This window comes from Nonomuraea cavernae (assembly GCF_040655715.1).
Lineage (GTDB): Bacteria > Actinomycetota > Actinomycetes > Streptosporangiales > Streptosporangiaceae > Nonomuraea > Nonomuraea cavernae_A.
Window position 1 is genome coordinate 23,911 of sequence record NZ_JBFAKL010000026.1, and the last position, 25,444, is coordinate 49,354.

Annotated in this window: 14 protein-coding genes; 8 read left to right on the top strand and 6 right to left on the bottom strand. The window is 70.7% G+C overall.

What is annotated here, in order from left to right; translation table 11 throughout:
- Positions 1–16 precede the first annotated feature (16 nt).
- Positions 17–6,382, bottom strand: coding sequence for an RHS repeat domain-containing protein (locus AB0I38_RS30825; protein ID WP_358486798.1), 6,366 nt, complete (start codon positions 6,380–6,382; stop codon positions 17–19).
- Positions 6,383–6,461: 79 nt separating this feature from the next.
- Positions 6,462–10,607, bottom strand: coding sequence for a LamG-like jellyroll fold domain-containing protein (locus AB0I38_RS30830; protein ID WP_358487388.1), 4,146 nt, complete (start codon positions 10,605–10,607; stop codon positions 6,462–6,464).
- Between the two features lie 480 nt (positions 10,608–11,087).
- Between AB0I38_RS30830 and AB0I38_RS30835 the strand changes: the two genes are divergently transcribed.
- Together AB0I38_RS30835 and AB0I38_RS30840 are read left to right on the top strand one after the other, a co-directional pair.
- The gene (locus AB0I38_RS30835; RefSeq protein ID WP_358486803.1) at positions 11,088–11,273 is read left to right on the top strand and encodes a hypothetical protein; all 186 of its coding nucleotides are present in this window, start codon (positions 11,088–11,090) and stop codon (positions 11,271–11,273) included.
- Between the two features lie 124 nt (positions 11,274–11,397).
- Positions 11,398–13,071, top strand: coding sequence for an ABC-F family ATP-binding cassette domain-containing protein (locus tag AB0I38_RS30840; protein WP_358486808.1), 1,674 nt, complete (start codon positions 11,398–11,400; stop codon positions 13,069–13,071).
- A gap of 298 nt (positions 13,072–13,369) precedes the next feature.
- On the opposite strand, the gene AB0I38_RS30845 is transcribed toward AB0I38_RS30840, so the two are convergent.
- The 3 genes from AB0I38_RS30845 to AB0I38_RS30855 form a co-directional block, all read right to left on the bottom strand.
- A complete protein-coding gene (locus tag AB0I38_RS30845; protein WP_358486815.1) occupies positions 13,370–14,593 on the bottom strand; it encodes an exonuclease domain-containing protein in 1,224 nt (407 codons plus the stop codon).
- Between the two features lie 234 nt (positions 14,594–14,827).
- Positions 14,828–16,036: an acyl-CoA dehydrogenase family protein gene (locus tag AB0I38_RS30850; RefSeq protein ID WP_189129123.1), complete on the bottom strand. Its 1,209-nt coding sequence runs from the start codon at positions 16,034–16,036 to the stop codon at positions 14,828–14,830.
- A gap of 174 nt (positions 16,037–16,210) precedes the next feature.
- Entirely contained in the window at positions 16,211–17,137 is a 927-nt protein-coding gene (locus AB0I38_RS30855; protein ID WP_358487393.1) for a glucosyl-3-phosphoglycerate synthase, read from the bottom strand.
- Positions 17,138–17,755: 618 nt separating this feature from the next.
- Here AB0I38_RS30855 and AB0I38_RS30860 point away from each other — a divergent pair.
- Genes AB0I38_RS30860 through AB0I38_RS30870 form a run of 3 tightly spaced genes read left to right on the top strand, consistent with a single transcriptional unit; the run spans position 17,756 to position 20,430 of the window.
- Positions 17,756–19,018 (top strand): hypothetical protein, encoded by a 1,263-nt coding sequence (locus AB0I38_RS30860; protein ID WP_358486826.1) that lies wholly within the window; start codon positions 17,756–17,758, stop codon positions 19,016–19,018.
- The gene (locus AB0I38_RS30865) at positions 19,015–19,737 is read left to right on the top strand and encodes an endonuclease/exonuclease/phosphatase family protein (RefSeq protein ID WP_358486833.1); all 723 of its coding nucleotides are present in this window, start codon (positions 19,015–19,017) and stop codon (positions 19,735–19,737) included. Before AB0I38_RS30860 ends, AB0I38_RS30865 begins: the two co-directional genes overlap by 4 nt.
- Positions 19,738–19,752: 15 nt before the next feature.
- The gene (locus AB0I38_RS30870; protein ID WP_358486835.1) at positions 19,753–20,430 is read left to right on the top strand and encodes a hypothetical protein; all 678 of its coding nucleotides are present in this window, start codon (positions 19,753–19,755) and stop codon (positions 20,428–20,430) included.
- Positions 20,431–20,452: 22 nt separating this feature from the next.
- Here the strand turns inward: AB0I38_RS30870 and AB0I38_RS30875 are convergent, their stop codons facing one another.
- The gene (locus tag AB0I38_RS30875; protein WP_436838794.1) at positions 20,453–21,925 is read right to left on the bottom strand and encodes a helix-turn-helix domain-containing protein; all 1,473 of its coding nucleotides are present in this window, start codon (positions 21,923–21,925) and stop codon (positions 20,453–20,455) included.
- Between the two features lie 279 nt (positions 21,926–22,204).
- On the opposite strand from AB0I38_RS30875, the gene aceA reads away from it, so the two are divergent.
- The 3 genes from aceA (at position 22,205) to AB0I38_RS30890 (ending at position 25,396) form a co-directional block, all read left to right on the top strand.
- Entirely contained in the window at positions 22,205–23,491 is a 1,287-nt protein-coding gene (gene aceA / locus AB0I38_RS30880; RefSeq protein WP_358486840.1) for an isocitrate lyase, read from the top strand.
- Between the two features lie 175 nt (positions 23,492–23,666).
- A complete protein-coding gene (locus tag AB0I38_RS30885) occupies positions 23,667–24,176 on the top strand; it encodes a SigE family RNA polymerase sigma factor (RefSeq protein ID WP_358486847.1) in 510 nt (169 codons plus the stop codon).
- The gene (locus tag AB0I38_RS30890; RefSeq protein ID WP_358486851.1) at positions 24,173–25,396 is read left to right on the top strand and encodes a hypothetical protein; all 1,224 of its coding nucleotides are present in this window, start codon (positions 24,173–24,175) and stop codon (positions 25,394–25,396) included. The genes AB0I38_RS30885 and AB0I38_RS30890 overlap by 4 nt, the downstream gene beginning before the upstream one ends.
- Positions 25,397–25,444 lie beyond the last annotated feature (48 nt).

The window sequence follows — 25,444 nt, forward strand, 5'->3', positions numbered from 1 at the left end:
CGGTCCGGAACGGCTGTCAGTCGAACCATCTCCTGACCTTCGGCAGCGCTCGGGCGGCCCACGCGCCCGCCGCGCTGCCCGCCGCGGCACCGAGATAGCCGCCGACCCCGGCGCACGCCGGGCCGCACAGCGCGCCGCCCAAGGCCCCACCGGCCAGCGCGCCGCCGACCGTGACGGCACCGCGGACGACGGCTCGCGTGGTCTTCATGCCGCCGGACAGGTCCGTACGGCCCTTGTCCTCCGCCCTTTGCGCGTTGTAGTTGTCCCAGCCCGCCAGCGCGGCCCCGATGTAGTTGGCGCCCTTGGCGAGCCGTACGAGACGCAGGCTCTTGGTCTGGGCCCCGGTCATCGACTTGAGCATGGCGCTTCGGTAGTAGTCGGACCAGTAGCGGTAGTTTCCGCCGTTCTTGATGGCCAGCAGCTCGGCGGCGAACTTGGCTCTCCTCAGCTCCGCCAGTTCGTCGCCGTGGTTGAGCAGCGGGACGGTGCGCGCGCCGCCCAGCATCGTGCTGAGGAAGGTGTTGCCGAGGCTCCCCCAGCCTTGGTTGGTGAATGCCTGCGGATTGAGGTTGCTGATGAAAATCCCCAGGTAACCGTCCGGGGTCTCGTAGGGCTGCACCGGGCGGATCAAAGGCACCATCCTGGCCCGCGGGGCGGGACGGTAGCCGCCTCGGCTGCCGCCGCCGCCGGAGGAGCAGGAGTAGAGGATGCCGCAGCCGATCGAGCCGAGGCTGTTGCGGACCTTCTTGGGGATCTTCGGCCTGGGCGGGTTGAGGATCTGGCACAGCAACGGGAGCGCCCTGCACAGCGAGGAGCCTCCGCCGCCGCCGCAGTTCTTGCCGGAGTAGTAGCAGCCGGTGTTGCCGCGCAGGGGGCCGTCGAGCCCCGAGGGGTCGCTCTGCGTGACCGGGGTGTTGTTGGCGTAGACGTAGCCGTTCCAGCTCTGCGGATGGTCGAAGTTGAAGACCGGGTCGACGGAGACGAACCGGCCGGTGTCCGGGTCGTAGAGGCGCGCGCCCAGGTGGGTGAGCCCGGTCGGGTCCTTGGTGCCACCGACGAAGCCCCGCTCGCCGGGCCAGGACGCGTCGGGACCGCGCCGGCCGCCGAACGGGGTGAATCGGCGCGTGGTCGTCCGCTGGGTGGCGGCGTCCACGGCGATCTGGGCCGTGTCCTGGTGGTCGACCGTCAGGAAGGTGACTCCGGTCGTGGTCCGCATGGCGACGGTCTCGTCCCCATGGCTGTAATAGCGGGTGCCGACGGGCGTGGTGGCGCCGGTGTTCAGGCGCAACTCGGTGTTGGCCAGGTAGAGGGTGGTGCCGGTCGCGTCCTTGCGCAGCAGCCGGTTGCCTTCGGCGTCGTGGACGAAGGCGGTGCTCTTGCCGCTCTCGGTGGCCTGGACCAGCTGGCCGGCGGCGTCCCAGTCGAGGGTCTGGACGGCGCCGCCGACGGTGCGGGTGGTGGTGTTGCCGGTGGCGTCATAGGTGTAGGCGTCGGTGCGGGCGCCGTCGCCGCCGGTCTGGGTGATCTGGTTGAGCCGGTGGCTCTGGCCGGCCGGGGCGTAGGCGTAGGCGCGGACGGTGTCGGCTGTGCCGCCGACTCCGTGCCGGGTCTCCGACGTGCGGTTACTGGCCTTGTCGTAGGTGAAGGACTGCCAGTAGGGCGCCGGGCCGCCGAGCACGGCGGCGGTGGGGGCGGTCTCACAGGAGGCGTCGCCCTCGGCCCATGCCTCGGTGAGGCGCTGCAGGTGGTCGTAGGCGAAGCACTGGTTGTCGGTGCCGCTGTTGGACGCGTCGGACAGGGCGGTGACGAGGCCCGCGTCGTTGTAGCGGTAGGTGGCGTCGCGATCGGTGCCGCGCTGGTTCTCGCGCAGGGTACGGGCGGTGGTCAGCCGCTGGGTGCCCCACTCGTAGGTGAAGGTCTGCCAGACGCGCTTACCGGTGGCGCCCAGCTCGTACAGCAGCGGCTTCCCGGCCGGGGTGTAGTCGGTGGCGGCCACGTACGTGCCCAGGTTGCTGGTCAGGCGGGTGGGGCGCAGGTGGTCGTCGTAGGTGGTCACCAGCGCCTCGGCGGGCAGGCCACCGGCCGCAGGCAGGCCGCGGCCGGTGACGGTCTCGTCCAGGCCGTAGGAGGTGGTGAAGACGTAGGTCCCGGCCAGGGCGCCTTCGGCGGCGGGCACGATGACCGCGGTGGTGTCGGCGCGGCCCAGCTGGTCGTAGTGGCGGATCTGGCTGGTGTAGTCGCCGCCGGAGGTGTGCCGGGTGGAGGTGGCGACCTTGCCCTTGCCGACGGGCGCGGTGTCGTAGGTGTAGGAGGTCAGCCGGGGGCCGTTCGCCGAGTCTTCGCGGGTGCCGGTCCTGCGGCCCAGCGCGTCGTAGCCGGTGAAGACCTTCTTGCCGCGGGCATCGGTGACGGAGGTCTCCCGGTCCAGGTCGTCATAGGTGAAGGTGGTCGTGCCCTTGTCCGGGTCCACTGTCTTGATCTTCCGGCCACGCTGGTCGTAGGTGGTGGTCCAGACGGCGCCGGCCGGTCCGGTCACGGTCGCCTGCTCTCCGGCGGGTGTGTAGGTGTAGCGGGTGGCGTCGTAGTCGCCCGTGGGCGTGGAGCCGTGGTGCTGGCGGCGTTCGATCACCTGGCCGCGGGCGTCGGTGATCTCGGTGGTGGGGATGCCGCCCGCGGGCGGGGTGACGGAGACGCGGTTGCCGCCGCCGTAGCCGGTGGTGGTGCGCCACTTCTCCTGCGCGGGCTGCGAACCGTTGCCCACCATCAGGATCTCGGCGGTCTTGCGGCCCAGCCCGTCGTACTGGGTGCGGGTCTGCGCCTCGACGTTGCCGGGTGTCAGCACCCCGAACAGCTCGGGCTGCGGTGACCCGGCGGCCGAGTAGGGGGCGTAGCTCTTGATCACCTGTCCGCGGTCGTCGTAGTAGGTGTCGGTGATCAGCCGGCCCTCCGGTCCTGGCACCTGGGTCTGCCGCGAGCGCAGCCAGCCGTCCAGCAGCTCGATCTCCGACACGCGTTGGCCGCCGGTCGCGGTCAGCTCGGTCGTGGTGATGGCGACGATCTTCTGGTCCTCCACCCGGTAGGTGAAGGCGAAGTTGGGCTGTTGTCCCGTGGCCTTGGAGCGGTTGGGCTGCCAGACCTTGCTGAGCCGCCCGAGCCCGTCGTAGGCCAGGTCGGTGCGGAGCCGGTTGGCCTCGTCGATCTTGGCGGTCGGCTCGCCCCACGCCGGGTCGAGTTCCTCGGTGGTGGTCAGGGGGGTGGACTCCAGGCCGGGTACCGTCGGCGGCGTCTTGGCGACCTTGGTCGTCAGCCCGCGGGTGTCGGTGTAGACCGTGGTGGTGGACTGTCCGAGGGCGTCGGTGACGACGGTGGGGCGGCCGTAGGGATCGTAGGCGGTCCGCTTGTCGGTGACGTAGGTGGCGGTGGCGCCGTCGTGGGCGGCCAGCGCGTCGGTCCTGGTCACGTTGCCCCTGCTCGGGGCGGCGCCGTAGGCGCCGTTGTCGTAGTAGGTGCGCACGTCGGAGATGACCTGACGGGACCGGTCGGGGGTGGCGGCGCAGGCCACCGCGACCGTCTCCACGCGGATGGGGAAGGTCACCATGTGCGCGGCGGTGTTGTCACCGTAGCTGGTCCGGGTGCACTTGTCGTCGGCGGCGGTGGTGACGTCGCCCAGGTCGTTGACGGTGGTGCCGCGGCCGACACCGGGGCCCGACTGGGCGTAGTCGGCGTCGGTCCTGGTCTCGATCCAGCCGCCGCCGTCCTTGACCGTCCAGGTGCGGGTGACGTCGGTGTTGACGACGTTGGCCGTGACCGTGCCCCAGGAGCGGGTACGGGAGGCGGTCTGTACCCGCCACGGGGTCTTGACGGTCTTGGAGTGGACCTGGCCGCCGGGACCGGTGTACTGGATCGTGCGCAGCTCGAATCCGGCCAGGGCGTCGTGGTCGGTGTGCGTGCCGCCCTCCCCGTCGGGCACCGTCACGGACTTCTCGCCGCCTGACCTGTCGAGCCGGTCGCCGTCCATGCCGCGCAGGTAGAAGACGTCGGTCTGGGTGGCGGGGGCGGCGTGATCGCCGGTCAGTGTGCGGACCTGGCCGTAGCCGCGCCATTGGGACCATGTCTTGTGCTTCTCCTTGGTGAGCCCGTCGTCGTCGTCGAAGTGCCAGGCCGCACCGCCCGGGTACTCGTACGTGGTGACCATGTCGGGGGCCAGTCCGGTGCGGTCCACCTGGGTGACGCTCGTGACGACGTACTTGTGGAACCAGTCGGTGATCGGGTCTTCCCGCCCCGGCGGCTGCCAGATCACCGGGAAGCACCGCTTGGTGTTGGTCTGCGGGGTCGGTAACGCGTCGAGCGCGCAGTCCGGCTCGCTGTACCGCACGTCGATCTGCCCGCCGGACTCGTCGTAGATCGCGCCGAGCCGGTAGCGGATGTAGGCGAGGATGTCGTCGCCGGACTTGTCGAGCCGGTTGGGCAGCTGCACGTGTCTGAACGTCACCTTCGGCAGCGTCACCGGCTTCTCGCCGTCCGGGACGGCGTGCCCGGTGTGCTGGATGGAGGCCAGCAGCAGGTCCCGCTCCACGTCCGCCAGCCCCCAGGCGTGGTCCATCGACCAGGACTCCACGTCGCGGTGGCCCGACCCGTCGGCCTTGATCACCTGGGTGGTGACCTTCGTCAGCCGCTTGCGCGACCAGAAGGTGGGCGCCACCGCCCCGTGGCTGTCCTTGCACTCCTGGCCAGCGTCGCAGTTGAGGTCCCAGGGCACGTCCCACCAGCGCTGCGGATGGTCGCCGATCTTGGAGGGGGCGCAGTCGAAGGACGCGTCCGGCAGACAGCGTTCGGCGGTGCCGAAGACCACCCTGGCCGGCGCGGTGGCGAACAGAGCGTCGGCGCGCAGCCCGTAGGCGATGGACTTGAGGTACCCGCCGCGGGTGTACGGGGTCTCATCGGCGGCCTTGAGGTTGCGGCCGTAGTGGTTGCGTTCCTTGGCGTAGGTGTACGTGACCGCGTTGCCGTCCCGGTCCACGACGTGGTCCAGGTTCCACCGGTAGGCCTGCTGGCACCAGGAGCCGGCAAACCCGGAGGAGTCGTGGCAGGGCTCGCCCGCGTCGTCGCCGAACACCGGCACCGCCCAGGTCGAGGCGGTCTCCGGGTCGCCGTCGGTCCAGCCGGGCAGCCGGTCGCGGCCGAAGAAGTACTGCACGCCGTCGGTGCCGGTGACCCGCCAGTACTCGCCGTTGTCGTCGTCGTTGGCGGCGCCGGTCAGCTTCTCGAAGGTGGTGCCGTCGTCGTTCTTCAGCCGCCACTTCCCGTCCGCGGCCTTGACGAGTTCGCCTGCCTTGCCGTTCCAGGAGACGGTGGCGTTGTCGTACCCCCAGCACTGGTCGCCGGGGTGGTTGCCCCAGGAGTCCTTCGGGGCGCCGTCGTCCTCGCACGACGTGAAGCGGCGCTCGATGAACCCCGGTGACAGCTCGAAGCCCTGGCCTGCCCAGGACGGCTGGCCGTTGGTGTTGCCGGTGCGCCCGTCCACGCTGCCCGAGGAGTAGGTCAGCGCCACCTCTGGCTTCAGGTCGCCCGGCACGGGCGGCACCCGCATCGGGTAGGTCCAGGTGAATTCTCCGCCGTTGCCACCGGCCTCCCAGGTGGCCGAGGCCGACAGGGAGCTCGCCTTGTAGTCGCCTTGCCCTCCCGACTCCCCGGCGGCGGCCATCAGCACGGTCCCTGAGGCGGCTTCGACCTCGGCGGTCAGGGTTCGCGCGGCCCCGTCGTTGGTGGCCGGCAGCGGCACGGCCGTACGGCACTCCGGATCGTCCGGGGTCGTCAGCACGCATTCCGGCAGGCGCAGCAGGCGCAGCCTGGTGCCGTAGGCGCCGCCGTAGGCCTGGGCGAAGGAGGAGTAGTCGACGCGCACCCCGACCGGGCCGGGCCCGGCGGCCTCCCCGGAGCCCAGTGTGAGCACGAGGCCGTCCAGGCCCGCCCGGGCCGCGGCGGCCTTGTCGAGCACCGACACGCGTACCCTGCGCGCGGGACGGGGCGTCGTCCGCTGTGCCTGCGCCGAGGTTTCAGCTGGGGGGAGTATCCACACCGGCAGCCGGCCCGCGCGCACCGGTCCTCCCGCGCCCGGCACGCTCACCTCCGCGGTGCCCGCCACCGGCCAGGCCGCCATGGGCGGCGGCCCCGGGCGGGCCGCCGGGTCGGCCGGGCGGGGCAGACCCGTCAGGGACCTGCCCTTGACGGGGCGTTCGGTGCGGGCCGGGCTGGGCCGTTCGGTGTTGACCGGTTCGGGCTCGGCCAGTACCGGGACGCCGGGCAGGACCCCGGTCAGGCACACCAGCGCCGTGCCGAGCACGGTCCAGCGCAGGGCCGCGCGCTTCAGGCTCACCTTCATCACGATCTCCACGGGGCAGGGCAGCCGACAGGGGTTTACGGCCCGGCCCCCTGGCGGAGGCGCGGGCGGCCGATGTGCGTCAGGGACCGGAGGCGGTGTCCAGTTCGCCGCCGGTGGCCAGCATCTGGACCTGCTCCTGGGTGAGCGCGCCCTGGTAGGCCCACACGTCGTCGATGGCGTCGGGCCAGAATTCGCCGCCGAACCTGCTGCGGCCGACCTGCAGCCCGCCGTTGGCGGCGGTGAACCCGAACACCTGGTCCTCCTGGGAGACGCCGAGCGCGGTCTCCTCCAGCTGGCCGTTGACGTACAGGCTCATCCGGTCGCGCAGTGCGTCGTGGACGAGCGCGACGTGGTCCCAGTCCCACTCGGTGAAGGCCGAATGTTCGGCCTGACGCAGTTCGGAGGCGGCGGTGGAGTCGGCGTTGCGCATCTGGATCTGCCAGCCTCCGGCGTCGGGATCGGCCGGATCGGGTACGTACCGCAGCGCGAAGGCGTTGGCGTTCGCTCCCGCCTGGGAGAACACGGTCCTGGCCGCCTGCGGGCGGCCCATGTTGCGCACCCAGCCGGCCACCGTGAAGCTGTCGTCGGTACGCATCGGCGGGGCCGCCGTCTCGGCGTAGGCCGTGGTGCCGTTGAGCAGCAGCCCCGCGCTGGACACGTAGCGGAAGCCGGCGGCGGGGTCGATGACGGCGCCGCCCGCGAGGGTGAGGTTCTGGGCGCCGGCGGGCTCGCCCGCGCCATCGGCGTTGAGCTTCCAGCGGCCCTTCACCACCGGGTGCTGGGTGACGAGCTCCTCGGCCTCGACCGCGCCCACGGACCGGTCGTAGACCCGTACGTCATCGATCAGGCCGGGCCACTGGTCCACGTAGGTGCCCAGCCACTTGGCGCGGCCGATCTGCAGCCCGCCGGCCGCGTGCCACACCGCCTCCAGCGGGCCGCTGTCGGTGCCCTGCTCGCCGTTGACGTAGATGCGCAGCTTGCGGGTGACCGCGTCGTGCACGCCGACCAGGTGGGTCCAGGAACCGGCGGACGGAGTGGCTTTGGAGACCGCCTGGTACCAGCCGCTGTCGTCGGTGTCGGTCTTGGACTTGGCGAACACCCATTTCCTGATGCCGCCGTCGTACTTCAGGTAGAAGCCGCTCTTGCGCAGCCCGTCCTGGGAGACGACCGTGTAGTTCTTGTCGAGCCGGCCCGTCTCCAGGCGCACCCACGCCGACACCGCGAAATTCTTGCTGGTGTCCACGACCGGCCCGTTCGTGGCGGCGTGGCCGGTGGAGCCGTCCAGCCGCAGCGCCGTGCCGTCCTGACCGGCCTGCCCGAGAGTCGCGCCGCCCGACAGCGCGGCCTGGACGGTGGTGGCGGTGCCGTAGACGCGCCCGGCCCCGGCCTCCTCGTCCATCGACCAGTACGCGACCGGACCGGCGCCGGACGGCGTCGCGCCCGCCGCGAGCTGCTGGGCCTCCTGGTCGGGCAGCGCCCGCTGGAACACCTTGACCTCGTCGATGCCACCCGGCCACTGGTTGGCCTGGGCGTCGTTGTACTTGCTGCGGCCGAACTGGAAGGCGCCCCCCGCCTGCCAGGCGGTCACCCCGCTCACCGTGCCGGCGAGTCGCCCGTCGACGTAGAGGCGCAGCTGGCCGGAGGGCCGGTCGTAGACGCCGCACAGGTGCGTCCAGGCGTTCAGCGGGATCGGGGTGTCGCCCCTGGCGCTGTACCAGGCTCCCCCGCCGTCGCCGGCGGTGTCGGCGCCGGGCCTCTTGAACTCCGGCTGCCCTGACGGGAGGATGCCGAGCTGAAAACCGCTCTGGTGCACCCCGTCCTGGGCCAGGGCGTTGACCATGCCGTGACTCACCGGCCTGACCCACGCGGAGACGGTGAAGCTGTCGTCGGTGCGCAGCACCGGCAGGTTCGTCTCGGCGTGGCCGCTGGTCCCGTCGACGGTGAGTGACGTGCCCACCTGGCCGGCACCGCCCAGCGTGGCGCCGCCGCGGATGTACGCCGCCGTGCCCGGGCCGCGGCCCGTCACGCTCGTCGCGCCCGCGGTCTCATCCAGCGTGAAGCGGGCCGCGGCGTCCGCGCCCGCCCGCGCCCAGAACTCGTACGTGGTCGGTGCGCTGTTCTGGTTGGCTTGGGTGAACGCCTGCACGGTCAGCAGGTTGGGGCCGGAGCGGCTGGGCGCCACGGCGACCTGGCGCGCGGCGCCGCCCGCCGTGGTGACGGTGGTGAGGGGGGTGCCGTTCAGCTTCAGCTCGTAGCGGGCCGCGGCCCTGGCCGGGTCGCTGATGGTGAACGTGCCCGCGTCCCCGACGCCGCCGTGCCAGCTCTGGTCGCCGGGGTATTCGGCCGATGACACCGAGGGCGCGGCCGGCACGGACGGGTCGTAGTAGAAGTAGCAGCCGGTCTGCGCGCCGTCGTAGCTCCACGGTCCCCACTGGACGCCGTCCCACGCTCGTACGCCCCAGCCGATGAGCTTCTTCTGCGGGATGGAGCTGGGCAGCTTGATCTGGTGCCTGCTGCCCGAGGTCAGCGCGGGTGTCAGCGCTGAGGTCCATTTGGCGCCCCAGTCCGAGCCGTCGGCGTTGGCGGCCCAGTGCAGGGTGAACTGGCCTCGCACCTTCTTGGCGTCCTCGGTGTCCGGGTCCCACAGGTAGGCGTACAGCGTGGACAGGTCGTTGACCCACTGGGCCTCTCCGCTGTTCACGCACTTGGTGCCGGGGCTGGCGAACATCGAGCCGGTGTTGGGCTGGTGCGGCGGCCGGTTGTACTGAATGCGCAGGTAGGCGTCGTCGGCGAACCGCTTCCACCAGTCCATCGAGCTCTCGCTGTAGGCCTTCAGGCCGAAGGTGATGGTCGAATACCCCTTGTCCACCGCGCTCTGCACGTGGGCGCGGAGCTTGGACCCACCGAACTCGACCGGCGCCCGCGAGCAGTAGGCCACGTCGCGCGAGGTCAGGTGCTCAAGCCAGGCGTTCTTGGTGTTGTTCCAGGTCGCGGCGGAGGTGAGTGAGCCGGCCCGCCACAGTTGCACCGAGGTGGCGTTGTCGCAGTCGTAGGCCGCGGTCTCGTAGGCCACGAACTCCGCCGACTCGATGTACCTGCCTTTGATGGAGGGCAGCTTCATCCGGTAGAAGAGCCGCTTGGTCTGGTTCTTCACGCACCGGCCGTCCTTGGCGACCTCGCAACGGCCCATGCCCTCGGTGGCGTTGCCGTTGAACTTGGGATAGTTCTCGTCGGGGTAGCCCGAGGACACCATTCCCCAGTAGTAGGCGGCGCTGGTCTGCCACACCGGGTCGATGTAGACGGGGAACACGGTGTCGGGTGAGGTCAGCAGCCCTTGGTCCGGGGTCAGCTCCAGTCGCCTCTCGCCCAGGCCGACCCGCACGTCTGCGGTTCGGGAGCCCTCTCCCGGCCCCTTGCTCAGGTCCTGGCCACGAGCGGCCGGGCCGCGCGCCGCCGTACCCGCGGCGGGCGGCGAGGAGTCCCACATGACCGGGGAGGGCGCCTCGAACACGGCCTCGCCGGTGGTGCCGTCCTCGGCTCGCAGCATTCCGGCGGCGTCCCGGTCCACCGACAGCCGGGAGGTGTCCAGGGTGAAGGGGAGCCGGCTCAGCCGAGGGACCCTGGCCGCCGCCGCCGTCTTGACCACGAGGGTGTGCGAGAAGCCGTCCGGCAGCGCCCGTACGCGCAGATCGACGTCGCTCCCCAGAACAGCCCGGTAGACGGCGCTGTCCCCGTCCAAAACCGGCTCGGGGAGCGGGCCGGGCCACGACAGCGACAGCTCGCGCCCCGCCCTGGACATCCGCACCAGCGGCTGCTGCCCGCCGCCGGACAGCCGCAGCCCGACAGCGGTCGCGGCCGGGGCGACACCGGAACCGTCCCGCCGCAGCGTGGTGTCGATGCCGACCCACTGCCCGTCGCGGCGCGTGCGCACCGGCCGCAGGTGCTCGGTCACCTCGAACCGTCCGTTGGGCAGGACCGTGACCGTGCGGTGCTCGCCCCGCTGTGAGAGCACCTCCACCGGCCGTCCCGACTTCCGCGCCAGCGTGACCGCGTCCTCGTCGGTCACCGCTGTGCCGGCGGGCGGATCCGCGGGCGGTTCGGTGACCGCGGCCGCCGCACCCGCCTCAGACCCGCCCACGCTCAGGCCTGCCAGTACGGCGAGAACCGCTACGCCCTGGGCTAGAACGCGCCTTAATCCGCCTTTGCCGCCGAGCATCACCAGCATCGCCACCCGCTCCCAACACCCCGTCCTGATGATCAGAAACTAGACGCGGGATGATCGGACGGCCATTCGGCGCTGGATTGAACCTTGACTACAACAACCGCGGTAGTCGCCGCCCGGCTGCCAACCTACGGTGTACACCCGTGGGTGGAGTTTCGTGTTCCCATCAGCCGAGCTCGGGCGCGAGGTCACCAGCCTCGGCCTCTACCATCAGCGTCACGCCGTGGGATGCGACACCAACCAGTGGCTCCGCGCCTTATGCAACACGACTTGGTCCGCAGGCTCGGGAATGGGATCGCCTGGCCGTGGAGTTGGGTCGACGACGTACTCCACCGGGGGGACAGGTTCCAGCGAATCGCCACGGCCGCGAGGGTTACCAGACAGACCCCTGTCACCCAACGAAGGTGAACGGTGGTGCGGCAGGTGTTCCTTCTGGTTTCAATGACCACAAGCACTAGCCCGATCAGGGCGAGCAGAGCAGCCATGATCATGTTGATCCAGAACATGAGGGAGGCTGACCCGGATCCCGGCTGGGAACTGCGGGCGGTCACGGTCACCGGGCCATGGCCGCCCGCGCCGCCGAGCCGGCTCGCGGGAGGCGTCAAGGCTGCTAACGTGATCGTCATGGCACGAGGTATCTGGTCGCAGAAGATCCGCTCCGCCCGCTGACGGCGGCGCCTTCTTCCTGCTGAATCCGCGCTCGCCGTCCCGGTTTCCGCCGGGCGGCCGTCTCTTGCTGCCCGGCTCCACTGCGAGCTGCGGAGCACCGTTGAACCTCACCCCGAATTCCGAAATGTCCCTGCCCGTCGAGGCGGGCGACAGCGCACACGTACGCGCTACGAGCGTCACCGTCACCCGCGGGTTTCGGCGTGTCCTGAACGACGTCTCGATCACTGTCTCTGCCCGGTCGCGGGTCGCCGTCGTCGGCGAGAACGGCCGTGGCAAGACGACGCTGCTGCACGTCCTCGCCGGACTGATCACGCCAGACGACGGCACCGTGCACCGGGCCGGCACGATCGGCCTGGCCCGTCAGGAACTGTCCGCACGAGAGGGTGAGACCGTCGCCACCCTGACGTCCGAGGCGCTGGCCGCGTCGCTCGCGGCCCTCGGCGCGCTGGAGGAGGCGACCCTCGCCATGACCGAGGGCGACCCCACCGCCGACGACCGCTACGCCGCCGCACTCGACGCCGCCACCCGGCTCGACGCGTGGGACGCCGAACGCCGCATCGACGTCGCGCTCGAGGCCCTCGGCGCCTGCACCGACCGCGACCGCCCGCTGGTGACGCTGTCGGTCGGTCAGCGCTACCGGGTGCGGCTGGCGTGCCTGCTCGGCGCGCGGCACGATGTGCTGCTGCTCGACGAGCCGACCAACCACCTTGACGCCGGCGGGCTGGACTTCTTGACCCGCAGACTGCGCGAGCACGATGGCGGCCTCGCCGTCGTCAGCCACGACCGGGCACTGCTGCGCGACGTCGCGAACCGGTTTCTCGACCTCGACCCGACCCGCGACGGAAGGGCGCGGCTGTACGCCGGCGGCTACGACGCCTGGCAGGACGCCCGGCGTCGCGAACGTGAACACTGGGAGCAGGACCACGAGCAGCAACAGGCCGAGCAACGACGGCTGCAGGACGCGGTATCGAAGGCCCGCGACCGGCTCTCCACCGGCTGGCGGCCGGACAAAGGGACCGGCAAGCACCAGCGCCAGTCCCGCGCACCGGGCGTCGTGCAGGCCCTGAACCGCCAGCAGGACGCCCTGCGGGCGTACCGGATCGACGTGCCGGAGCCACCGCCGGTGTTGCGCTGGCCGAACCTGGGCGCCCGGCGGGGGGCGCCGCAGTTGCGTGCGCATGGCGTCGCCCTCGACGGGCGGCTGACCGGTCCGGTCGACCTCACCCTCGACGGGGGCGACCGGCTACTCGTCATCGGACCGAACGGCGCCGGAAAGTCCACGCTGCTCGCGGTGCTGGCCGGTTCGCTCGAGCCCACCGACGGGCACGTCTGGACGGCGCAGGGGGCACGGATCGCCCGGGTCACCCAGGAGACCGCCGAACAGGACCCCGCTCTCACCGCCCACGAGGTGTACGCCCGCCATGTGGGACGGCTGGTGGCCCACGAGGCACTGCGCGACGCCGACGCCGTCCCGCTCGGAGCACTTGGGCTGCTGGACTCCGAGGCGATGCGCACGCCGGTCGGGCAGATGTCCCAGGGACAGCAGCGGCGCCTCGACCTGGCGCTCGTGCTGGCGGGGCGGCCCAGCCTGATCCTGCTCGACGAGCCGACCAATCACCTGTCGCCGGCGCTGGTAGACGAGCTCACCGACGCGATCCGCGGCACGAGCGCTGCCGTCGTCGTCGCCACGCACGACCGGCAACTACTGCGGGACCTCGCCGACTGGCCGCGTCTGGAGATAGGCGAATCTCCAGCACCGGGTGTCCGATCCTGCGCGAGCCGTTCGTCAGGTGAGTGATCGCTACAGTCGTCATGGCATATGTGGCGGCCATCGCACGATTCTCAACGGCACCCCGTCTTCTTCGGACTGCCGGGCTCTGGACGAGCAGGGCCCGCACCTGGTGATGCCGGGTGATCGCTGCGGCGCCCGGCACGTCAGCCAGGTGACCGACATCAGGGTCTGTGCCGATGACCGGTTATGGAGCTGAGTGCCCCAAGGGCACGCTGGTGTCGGCGGGTCTGCCCAGTGGCGCCCATGGTGGCATGACGATCCACGAGCGCGACTCCATCGAGCTCGGCCTCTACGCCGGGGCGGTTCATAGAGAGCTCATGCGGGCGAAAGCGTCCGGCGTGACGATGGGGATGCCGTAGGCGCGTGCCTTGCGTGCTTTGCCGGACATCGAGTCGGGATCGGCGGCGACCAGCAATCGGACCCGTTTGGTGATGTTCCCGTGTGGGACGTGGCCGGCCTGACGCGCCCGCTCCTCCCAGGCCTCACGACCGCCCTCCATTTCGCCGGTGAACACGACGAGATCACCGGGCTGGAGACGGAAGCCGCCCGAGGCGGAGGGGTGCCGGGGCGCTTCGCTGGACGCCAGCGCGGCTTCCACCGCTGTAGGGGGAAGGTCGAGCAGGGCGGCGACGCGGTCGAGTTCGCGGCGTTCGGCGGGCGTGACGATGCCGTCGGCCTTGGCCGCGTGGGCCAGCGCGTTCAGATACTCGTGGTGCAAGCGGACGGCGTCGGCGCGGCTGAGGTCCAGGTGGGCGGCCAGGGCGATCAGCGCGTCGGCTTCGGCAGCCGAGATGTGATGGTCGAGCAGCACCTGGTCGAGCAGGGCGAAGTAGGGGTCGGCGCGGACGGTGTCGGAGGCGCGGGGCAGCCTGTCCAGAAGCCGGGCAAGGAAGTGGGTGTCACGCTCGGCGGACACACCCCGCCGCACCGCGATGGTGCCGGTACGCGGAATGGCCGGCCAGGTCAGTGCGGAGGCGGAATGGAGGACATGGGCCCAGGGCGAGTCCGGATGGGCGAGTCCGAGGTAGTGGCGCAACAACTCGGCGGCGGCGCGGGCGTCGATGAGCGCGTCGTGGTGGCCGTCGAGCGGGATGTCGGCGACGGCGCAACAGCCCGCCAGGGTGCGGGGAGCGACGGGCAGGAAGCGGGCGGCCTCGGTCATCGTGCAGATGCCGATGGTGTCCAGAGCGGGGATCGCAGCGCCGGCCCGGGCGAACTCGTACTCCAGGAAGCCGGAGTCGAAGCGGAGGTTGTGGGCCACGGGCACTCGGCCCCGCAGCAGTTCGGTGAGATGGCCCGCGATGTCCTTGAAGGTCGGCGCGTGACGGACGTCGGCGGCGGTGATGCCGTGGATGCGTTGCGGTCCCAGGTCACGTTCGGGATTGACCAGGGTGTTCCTTTCGCCGGTGACGAGTCCGCGGGGGTCGAGCAGGACGACCCCGATCTCGACGATCCGGTCGTGCCATGACGGACGCAGGCCCGTGGTCTCGACGTCGATGACTGCGTATCCGGGTTCGCTGTTGGTCATCTTCCCTCACCCTCTTCGTCCAACAGGGACGACGCGTCTTGACGCCTGAGGGTTTTGGCATCCCTACGGATTGTGACGACCTTGTGATGATCAGTCCGCGCTACACGCTGGTCGCCTTTACGGCGTAGATCATATCTATTCGAGACCGCTCACCCAGAGAGTGAGCTCGCGCGGGCCCTGACGGAACAGAGCTCTCAGACGATCTTCAGCACCGAAATCCGAAGGCGGGTCCGTTCAGCGGACGGGCAGGCCGGTGACCGCGCGGCCGATGATCAGCCGCTGGATCTCGGACGTCCCCTCGAAGATGGTGTAGATCTTGGCGTCGCGGTGGAAGCGTTCCACCGGGTGGTCCCGCGTGTAGCCGGCGCCGCCCAGGATCTGGATGGCCTGTTCGGTCACCCAGACCGCCGTCTCCCCCGCCACCAGCTTGGACATCGAGCCCTCGGCCTGCTCGAACTGCCGGCCGTTGCGGGCCATCCAGGCGGCGCGCCAGGTCAGCAGGCGGGCCACGTCCACGCGGGTGGCCATCTCGGCCAGGAGGAAGGCGATGGCCTGGTTCTCGCCGATCTTGCGGCCGAACTGCTCCCGCTCACGGGCGTAGTCGCGGGCGTACTCGTAGGCGGCGCGGGCGATGCCGACGGCCATCGCGGCCACCACGGGGCGGGTGGTCTCGAAGGTGCGCATCGCGCCCTGCTCGCCCGCCCGCTCGCCGTTGCGGACCCTGGCGAGGCGGGCGTCGAGCTTGTCCCTGCCGCCGAGCAGGCAGGAGCCGGGCACCCGGACGTTGTCCAGGACGACCTCGGCGGTGTGGGAGGCGCGGATGCCGTGTTTGCGGAACTTCTGCCCCATCGACAGACCGGGCGTGCCGGGCGGGATGACGAAGGTCGCCTGACCCCGGGTGCCGAGGGCGGGGTCGACGGAGGCGACGATGACGTGGACGTTGGCGATGCCGCCGTTGGTGGCCCAGGTCTTGACGCCGTTGATGATCCAGTCGCCTCCGTCGGGGACGGCGCGGGTGCGGATGGAGCCGATGTCGGAGCCGGCGTCCGGCTCGGAGGCGCAGAAGGCGCCCAGTTTGATGTCGTTCTCCGTGCCGAACATCTGCGGCAGCCACTCGCCCATCTGCTCCGGCGTGCCGTTGGCGGAGAGCGCGGCGGCGGCCAGGCCGGTGCCGACGATGGACAGGCCGATGCCGGCGTCACCCCAGAAGATCTCCTCGAACGCCACGGGCAGCGCGAGGCCGCTCTCCTCGAACCACTGGGTGGCGAAGAAGTCGAGCGAGTAGAGGCCGATCTTGGCGGCCTCCTGGATGACGGGCCAGGGCGTCTCCTCGCGCTCGTCCCATTCGGCCCCGGCTGGGCGGACCACGTCGCGGGCGAACGCGTGCACCCAGTCGCGCACCTCGGCCACGTCACCGCTCAGTTCCGGACAAAAGCCGCTCATGCCCGCGCTCCCTGATATATCCGCGTATGTTCACTTCGGCCCGTGCACGAACGCCCGTGCGCGAGGACTCCGGCACGAACCCCCGGGCGCGCCGCCAGGCCGCCCCTGCCGGCGCAGCCGACGTGATGGCAACAACTTACCGATCAGTAGCCCGCATCGGAAGCCGGGGGTCCGTCAGTGCCGCACGGTGACCATAGGCGGGCGTTCGGAGATGGAGACGTCCCTGGTCACCGGCTCGTGGCCACCGGCCGTACGGCGGAACTGCGTGAGCAGTGCGGCGGGATCGTGCGACGCCTTGATCTTGCCCTGACGCTCCAGCCGTGACCAGGCGGCGAGCATGATCTGCGCGGCCATCCCGCCCAGAGCCTCGGTGGACTGCGGCGCGTGCGCCCGCGAGCCCAGGTCGACCTGGGCCAGCCCGTCGAGCCCGACCAGCTCCACCAGGTCGATCAGCAGCCCGAGCTCCACCCCGTAGCCGGTGACGAACGGCACGCGTTCGAGCGCGGAGCGGCGGCCGGCGTACTCGCCCGCCAGCGGCTGGACGAACCCGGCCAACTCGGGCCAGTGCAGGTTGATCAGCGGCCGGGCGACCAGCTCCGTGACCCGCCCGCCGCCGTTGGCGAGACCGCCCAACGGGCGGTCATAACACCCCTTGACGTACGAAATGCCCGGGTCGGCCAGCAGCGGCCCGAGCAACCCGGTCACCAGGGAGGCGCGAAAGTCACGGATGTCGGCGTCGACGAACGCCAGGATGTCGCCCGAGGTGACCGCCAGCGACTTCCAGAGCGCCTCGCCCTTGCCGTCGAGCGGCTTGAGGTGCGGCAGGATCTCGTCCTGCGCGTGCACCCGCGCCCCCGCCCGGGCGGCCACCACGGCGGTGTCGTCGGTGGAGCGCGAGTCGATCACCACGATCTCGTCGACGACGGCGGACAACTCCCGCCGGATCACCCCGACGATCTCTCCCACGGTCTCGCGCTCGTCGCGGGCCGGCAGGACGACGCTGATCGAGGTGTCGCCCTTGGCCTCGGCCAGCGCGCCGAGCGGCCAGTCGGCGGCGGAATGAGTGCGGTGACGCAGCCAGGCACGCACCTCGGGCAGCACACGCCCCTCCCCCGTCGATGACACGCCCCAAGCTTAGGGCGTGGCCTCGATCGGCTCGTCGCCGAGTGCCGCGACGGGCTCCCCGCACGCGGGAGACCGCCACGGCTCACGGGCGGTGCGGTGGAGGAAAGGCTCCCCGGCGGGCAACACGGCGCGCGGGGGCACCGATTGCCGATGATTGGCGAAATATGCGGATAGCGCCTATCGCCAATCGACGGGAATTGAACGGTTGTCCTCCCGGGGGCGGTTAGGCACCACCAAGGGAAGCATCAGCGGTCAGGAAATCCCTGCCATGAATCTCCGCCTTTAATCCATAAATCGCCGACCGTATCCGAATTGGCCGATAACCCACATGAAAGCGGCCATCAACGTACACCCGACGTCGCGGACAGAGCGTCGATAACGGCTCCATGCTGCTGTGACACCCGAGTCGCACCTACCGAAGATCAAGGATTCACGGCAGATTGGGGCAAGTCATAAATGACCAGCTCTCGGGCGGATAGCGAAGTTCCGGAATGACAACAGCATTGCGGGCAGGCGCCGTAATCCCATATGCATCGACGCGACATTCGACCTTGGTTACCTTTGGAGTAATCGACGTCACACCACGGGGTGAACGTGATCGACCAGAGCCTGCAGGCGGGCGACGTCCGCCGGCACCGCGCACTAAGGGCACTCTTCACCGCGGGTCCCCCGGCCGCGGCGTTCACGGCTTACGGCGTGCTCATCGACCACCTGCCCGACACCTGGTTCACCGTCGACGTCCTGCGCTACCTGCTGGCGCTGCTGGCGGCCGGCTGCGTCTGGCTCGGGCTGGCCGCATTACGCCGGCTGCCGGCGGTGGCGGCCCTGACGAGCGGATCGACGGCACTCGCTCCCGATGTCCCCGCCCAGGTCGAGCGGGCACCCACGGGAAAAGCGAACACCGTCACGGGACCGCCCGCGCGGGTGCTGGTGGTGGGCGCCAGGCGCCGGTTGATCGAGACGGCCAGGGAGGCACCCGGTCATCCCGGCCTGTTCGGCTGGTGCCAGTTCCTGGGCGAGTCGCTGCCGCCGAGCGCCACCGGCACCTCGTACGGCCTGCGTCTGGTGCTGGCCATGGACCTTCACCACCCGACGCTCGATCGCAGGATGCTGGTGCGCACGCTGCTCGCGCTGCAGTGCGGCGGCGGAGGCTGGGCGGCACGCAGCCAGCGGGGCATCGGCAGGCCCGAGGTGACCGCCTGGGCACTGGGCGCGGCGAGCCGGGCCGGGCTGGACCCGGTCGAGCAGGCCCGGCTCGTCGGGCTGCTGGAGGAGATCACTGAGAGGGACACGGTCGGGCTGGAGCGCACCACTGTGGTCACGACCGTGGTGTCCACCTTGGCCGAGATCGCCCCGGCCTCACCGCTCCTCCCCCACCTGGCCGACCGGCTGATCGCCTCCGCGACGCACGCGCGCGACGAGGTCGGCTGGGGGGAGCGCCTGGTCGGCGAGCCGCCGCCGTCGGTGGCCCACACCGCCCGGGCCATCGTCGCGCTGCGCCGCGCCGCCGACGTCCTGCCCGGTCACGGCGATCTGGACGAGTCGGTGCAGGCAGGACTGTCCTGGCTGGTGAAGGGCGGAAGCGATCTGGCCGACAGCCATGAACGTCTGAGACGGCCGGTGGGCACGGAGCTCGACACGATCACCATCCACCACTTCACCGCGGCGTGGGTCGCCAAGGCGCTCATGGCCTGCGGCGACCCCGATCCCGACCTACTACGCGGCGCCGTCGAGGCGGTCCTACGCCGCCAAGAGAATGGAATCTGGCGATGGAAAGAGTGGCGTCCCATCTGGATGACCTACCAAGGGTTGAGCGTGATGCGCGACTACGCGATGCGCCGGCCGATCTGGATGTGATCTCCAGGATCAGAGTGGGCACCTGGAACGTCCACGAGGGAGTGACGGATCACGGCGACGTGCTCGACGAGGCCGTCGAGCACGTCCTGGCCGAGCGGCTCGACCTGCTCGCGTTGCAGGAGGTGCCCTTTCCCGAGGGCTCGCGGTCGTCGCCGCTGCTGACCGAGCTGGCCGAGCGGACCCGGTTGCGCCACTACCAGGCGAACGTGCTCTCACCCTCCTGGCTCGTCCAGGGGAAACGCTCCGGTGTGGCGGTCGCGAGCAGATTCCCGATCGAGACGGCGGCGGTGGCGGTGCTGCCCAACCCCCGTCTGGAACGCGGCGGCATGCTCTCCTTCGACAAGGGCACCGTGACCGCGCGCGTCCGGGCCATGGGCCGTCTCGTGGCGATGACTTCCCTGCACATGCCGCCCTTTCACCGCTTCGGCAGGCGTGCCGACGACCCGGACTTCGGTTACATCTGGGACAACCTGGCCAAGCAACTCGAGCCGGAGGAGGACGAGGTGACCGTCATCGCCGGCGACTTCAACACATCTCACCGCCGCCTGCTGCTGCGCCGGATCGGGGCGGACCTGGAGACGTCGGTCACCGGCGCCACCCGCAGGGGCAAGGCCGTCGACGACATCGTCCACTCGGCCTCCGTGGCGCGGGTGTCGGCCCGGGTCGTCCGCACCTTTTCCGACCACTGCCTGTGCGTGGCCGAGCTGGACCTGGGCTGAGCCGTGGATGACCTGGTGGATGCCCTGCGATTACCCGACCTGGTGGCGACACCGGCGCGACGGCAGCGGGCGATCCTGAGCCGGTTGTCCGGCCCCGGCCCGGTCGCCCGGCTGCTGGAGGGGCTCCTCGCCGACGAGGCCGCCGTGCTCCGGGTCGCCCGGATGTCATACCGGCATCCGCTCGGCTTCGACAAGTACGTCCTGTGGTGCCGGCATCCGGCCGGCCGCCTGCACATGCACGTGTGGTGGCCGGACGCGCACCACGAACGTGAGCACATTCACAACCACCGCTTCGCCTTCTCCTCGGCGGTGGTCGCCGGGGTGGTGCGGTCGGCGTTGTTCGAGCGGAGTGAGACCGGGCGCCCGTACGACAGGTTCACCGACAGCACGCCGCTGCACGCCGACGGGTGGCGGCTGGAACGCCGGGACACGGTCGTGGTCGCCCGGTCCGCGACGCTGGAGGTCTGTGCCGGGTCGGCGTACTCACAGGCCGCCAGCACCCTTCACCGCGTGGAGGTGACCGCCGGGCCGGCCGTCACCCTGTTCCTGGAAGGCCCGGTGACCAGGTCGCACTCCGAGGTGCTGATCGAGCCGGGGCAGCGGCCACCCGGTCGCCTGCGGCGCACCCCGTTCACGCCGGACGAGCTGCGGGAGCGGCTCACCCTGGTGGGCGAGACCCTGCTCGGGCCGTGAGCACGGCCGGCCGGCAGGAGGGTCAGGCCGTCGCCGCGTGCCGTTCGAGGAAGGTGTAGACGTCGGCCTCGTCCACACCGGGGAACGAACCGGGCGGCAGGGCGGCCAGCACGTGGGAGTTGCCCCGGGCGGACGGCCAGGCGTAGCCCTCCCAGCGTTCGGCCAGCTCGGTGGGCGGGCGGCGGCAGCAGTCGCCGTTGGGGCAGTTGGACTTGGTGCGATGGGTGGTCTCGCGCCCCCGGAACCAGCGCGACTCCTTGAACGGCACGCCCAGCGTGATCGCGAAGTCGCGCTCGCGGGAGGGGTCGACGTGCGCGACGCAGAAGTACGTGCCGGTGGGCGAGTCGGAGTACTGGTAGAAGACGGAGAAGCGGTCGGGCGAGGCGAACACCTGCCGCCCCGACCACTGCAGGCACATCCGCTGGCCCTCGATCGCGCCCTGCTCGTCGGCGGGGAAGACGATGCCGTCGTTCTCGTACGCCTTGTAGATGATGCCGCCCGCGTCGTTGCGGACGAAGTGGCAGACCAGGTCGAGGTGGTGGGTCGCCAGGTTGGTGAAGCGGTGGGCGGCCATCTCGTAGGACACGGCGAACACGTCGCGCAGGTCCTCCACCGACAGCGCGCGGTCGGCCTTGGCCTCCTTCAGGTAGAGGGCGGCGGCCTTCTCGGGGACGAGCACGGCGGCGGCGAAGTAGTTGGCCTCGGTCCGCTGGCGCAGGAAGTCGGCGAAGTCGCGCGGCTTGTCGTGGCCGAGGGCGAGGTGGCCGAGGGTCTGCAGCAGGATCGTGCGGGGGGTGTGCATGCCGAGCTGCTCGTGCTTGACGTAGATGCGGCGGTTGCGCAGGTCGGTGATGGAACGCACCGACCGGGGCAGGTCCTGCGCGGTGTGCACGGTGTAGCCGAAGTGGGTGACCAGGCTCTGGATCGTGCTCTGCGACAGGGCGCCGGTGCGGTAGCCGACGGAGTCGAGCGCCTCGGCGGCGGCCTTCTCGATCTCGGGGAAGTAGTTGCCCAGCTCGCGTTGCGTGCGCCGCAGCTCGGCGTTGGCGGCCCTGGCCTCTTCGGGGGTGGCGGTGCCTCTGGCCTGCCGGGCGCGTAGCTCGCCGTACAGGCCGAGGAGGTGTTCGAGCACGTCGTTGGGCACCCGCGCGGAGACCTTCAGCCGGGGCAGGCCGAGCGCCGCGTAGATGGGGTCGCGCTGCGCCTCCTCCAGTGCGATCTCGAGCTGGGCGCGGCGGTTGGGGGGCTGGCGGCGCAGCAGCTCCTCGACGGGCACGCCCAGTGCGGCGGCCAGCGACTTGAGCAGCGACAGCTTCGGCTCACGCTTGCCGTTCTCCAGCAGCGACAGCTGGCTGGGCGCCCTGCTGACGCGACTGCCCAGGTCGGAGAGGGTCAGGCCGCGTTGTTTGCGCAGGTGGCGGAGGCGCTGCCCAAACGCGATGAGATCGAGCTCCTGCGTCAAAGACAGCGGTTCTTCTCCCAGCAAGGACGCCATGGGGGCATCTTAGTCGGAAATTCCGCTCATCTTCCAGGGCCCGGACCCGCCTCCGGGGCACCGCCACGGTTGTGACAGGCGCCGCCCGTCCGTGCGGGCCGTGTCACATGAATGGTCTAGTCCATCGGGAAAACTCGCGTTTTCTTCTCTGCTGAATACCGACAAGTATTGACATGAAGTGAAATTTTGCGTTCCTTCTGCATGCTTCCCACTGTTGATCGCCCCCTTGCCGGGCAGAGACTCGACACAGGCCCCAGGGGACGACAAAGGAGTGGAAACATGGACGATCGCCTCAAGGGAGCTGCTGAGCAGCTGCGAAACGATTGGGACAACGACCCTCGCTGGGATGGCATCGAGCGCACCTACAGCGCCGAAGACGTGGTCCGGTTGCGGGGCAGCATCCAGGAGGAGCACACGCTGGCCCGGCGCGGCGCCGAGCGTCTGTGGCAGCTCCTGAACACCGAGGACTACGTGCACGCCCTCGGCGCGTTGACCGGCAACCAGGCGGTGCAGCAGGTGAAGGCCGGGCTCCAGGCCATCTACCTGTCCGGCTGGCAGGTCGCCGCCGACGCCAACCTGGGCGGCCAGACCTACCCCGACCAGAGCCTGTACCCGGCCAACTCGGTCCCCGCCGTGGTCCGCCGCATCAACAACGCGTTGCTCCGCGCCGACCAGATCAGCTGGTCGGAAGGTGAGTCGCGGGAGTGGCTGGCCCCGATCGTGGCCGACGCCGAAGCCGGCTTCGGTGGCGTGCTGAACGCCTTCGAGCTGATGAAGGGCATGATCGCCGCCGGCGCGGCGGGCGTGCACTGGGAGGACCAGCTGGCCTCCGAGAAGAAGTGCGGCCACCTGGGCGGCAAGGTGCTGATCCCGACCGGCCAGCACATCAAGACGCTCAACGCCGCCCGGCTCGCCGCCGACGTGGCCGGCGTCCCGTCACTGATCATCGCGCGGACCGACGCCCAGGCCGCGACGCTCCTGACCAGCGACGTGGACCCCCGCGACCAGCGCTTCACCACCGGCGACCGCACCGCCGAGGGCTTCTACCGGGTGCGCAACGGCGTCGAGGCGTGCATCGCCCGCGGCCTCGCCTACGCCCCGCACTCCGAGCTGCTCTGGATGGAGACCGGCACCCCCGACCTCGACGTGGCCCGCGAGTTCGCCGAGGCGATCAAGGCCGAGTATCCCGACCAGATGCTCGCCTACAACTGCTCGCCGTCCTTCAACTGGAAGAAGCACCTCGACGACTCCACGATCGCCAAGTTCCAGCGGGAACTGGGACACATGGGGTACAAGTTCCAGTTCATCACGCTGGCCGGCTTCCACTCGCTCAACTACTCCATGTTCGACCTGGCCCAGGGGTACGCCGCCGACGGCATGACCGCCTACGTCGAGCTGCAGGAGGCGGAGTTCGCGGCCGAGTCGCGCGGCTACACCGCCACCCGCCACCAGCGCGAGGTCGGCACCGGCTACTTCGACCTGATCAGCACGGCCGTCGCGCCCGACTCCTCGACGACGGCGTACAAGGGCTCCACCGAAGAGGAGCAGTTCACCGCCGCTCACTGACACTCCCGACTCGCCGGCCACCACCAGGGCATGGGTAGGTTCCCCCGGCGACGAAGGGCCGCGCCAGGCTCCCCCCGGCCTGGCGCGGCCCTTCCATGTCCGGACGCCTTCGTGCAACGGTTCGCCCGCCGATCCGCTCTGAGAGATGACGGAGACGAGGAAAGGGCGAAGACAGGTGGAACCAGACTCCCGCTTCGCGGAGTTCGTGGCCGAACGCGGCGACGCGCTACTGCGCTACGGCCACGTACTGGCCGGAAACCCGCACGACGCGGCCGACCTGGTGCAAGAGGCCCTGATCAAACTGCGGGCGTCCTGGCCACGGGTGCGGGCCAAGGACAACCCGGAGAGCTACGCGCGCACCACGATGGCCCGGCTGCACATCCGTGCCTGGCGGCTGCGGCGGCGCGAGCTGCTCGCCTGGGACCTGCCCGAGGGCGAACACCACGACGTGCTGCCCCGCGGCGACGAGCGGGCGCTCTGGCAGGCGCTGGCGACGCTGCCCCGCAAGCAGCGGACCGTCCTGGTGCTGCGGTACTACGAGCAGCTGTCCGACGCTGAGATAGCGGGGGTCCTGGGCATCTCCCCGGGCACCGTACGCAGCCAGGCCTCGCGGGCGCTCGGCAAGCTCCGCGCCGCCACACCGGATGCCATCAACCCACAGCCCGTACGGGGGGACGCGCGATGAACGACCTGGAAGAGAGCCTGCGCAGGACCCTCGGTCACGCCGCAGGGCAGGCGCCGCCCGCGCCGGACCGGCTGGCCGAGGCCGTGGAGACCCGCTACCGCAGGCGGCGGCACCGCGGCCAGGCACTACTGGCCGCCGGGGCGGTCGTGCTGCTGGCGGGCGGCGCGGCCATCGCGCTGCGCGGCGGAACGATCCAGACCCTGCCGGCCACCGTCCCGGCCAAGACGCCACCGGCCATCTCCACGGCGCTGCCCCCTCCGGTCGAGCAGGTCTGGCCGCAGGCGGTGCGGACACTGCCGGTCAAGCTCCCAGGCGGGCAGACCATCCGCGAGATCAGGCGCATCGACGACCACACGCTCCTCGTCACGACGTGGTCCAGCTTCGAGAAGACGAACGCCATCTACGCCTACGATCTGGACACCCGGAAGCTGCGCAAGATCGCCGACGTGCCGACGCCCCGGGGTACCGTGCTGTACGCCTCCGGCTTCCAGGTCGCCGGCGACAGGGTGCTCTGGTGGACCGCGCTGAAGGGCGGCGAGGGAAAGATCTGGTCGGCGCTCCTCGCGGGCGGCCAGGCCGAGGTCGTGGTGACCCACCCGGTCGACGACGGCGGCTTCGACGCTCTGGAAGTGGCCGGCGACCGGATCGTCTTCTCGTTGCGGGCCGGCGGGGTCTTCACCGCGCCACTCGGCGGAGGCCCGGCGGAGCCCGTCGAGGGGGGCACGGGCATGCACCTGCTGGCCTGGCCGTGGATCGGCATGTCAGGAGGGTACGGCCCCACGGAGGAGCCCAGGTTCGGTTCGATCCGCAACGTCGAGACCGGCGAGACCGACACGGCCGTCACCCAGGTGGACGAGAAGCACATCGTCTGCGGCCTGACCTTCTGCGTGGGCGCCAAGCCCACCGGCCCGTCCTTCCACCGGCTGCGTGACGGCTCCGGGGAACAGGAACTGCCCGGCGGGATGCACCCGCTCCTCCTGCCCGGCCGCTTCCACACCGCGTCGGTGCTCGGCGAGGGTCCGCGCCGGCAGGACCTGGGCGTGGGCCGGCAGGTCCTGGGAGTCGTGCTGCACGACATGACGACCGGGAAGTCCGCCGACCTCGGGGTCCGGCCGGACGGCGACAGCGTGCAGGGGAGCTACCCGGACAGCCGGCAGCGACTACTCGCCTACACCGTCGGCGACGAACTCCGCGTCATCGACTTGACCAGGATTCCGTAGATCGGACGTGCCGGGAGGGGACCGTCAGCACACCGGCCGGGACGTGCC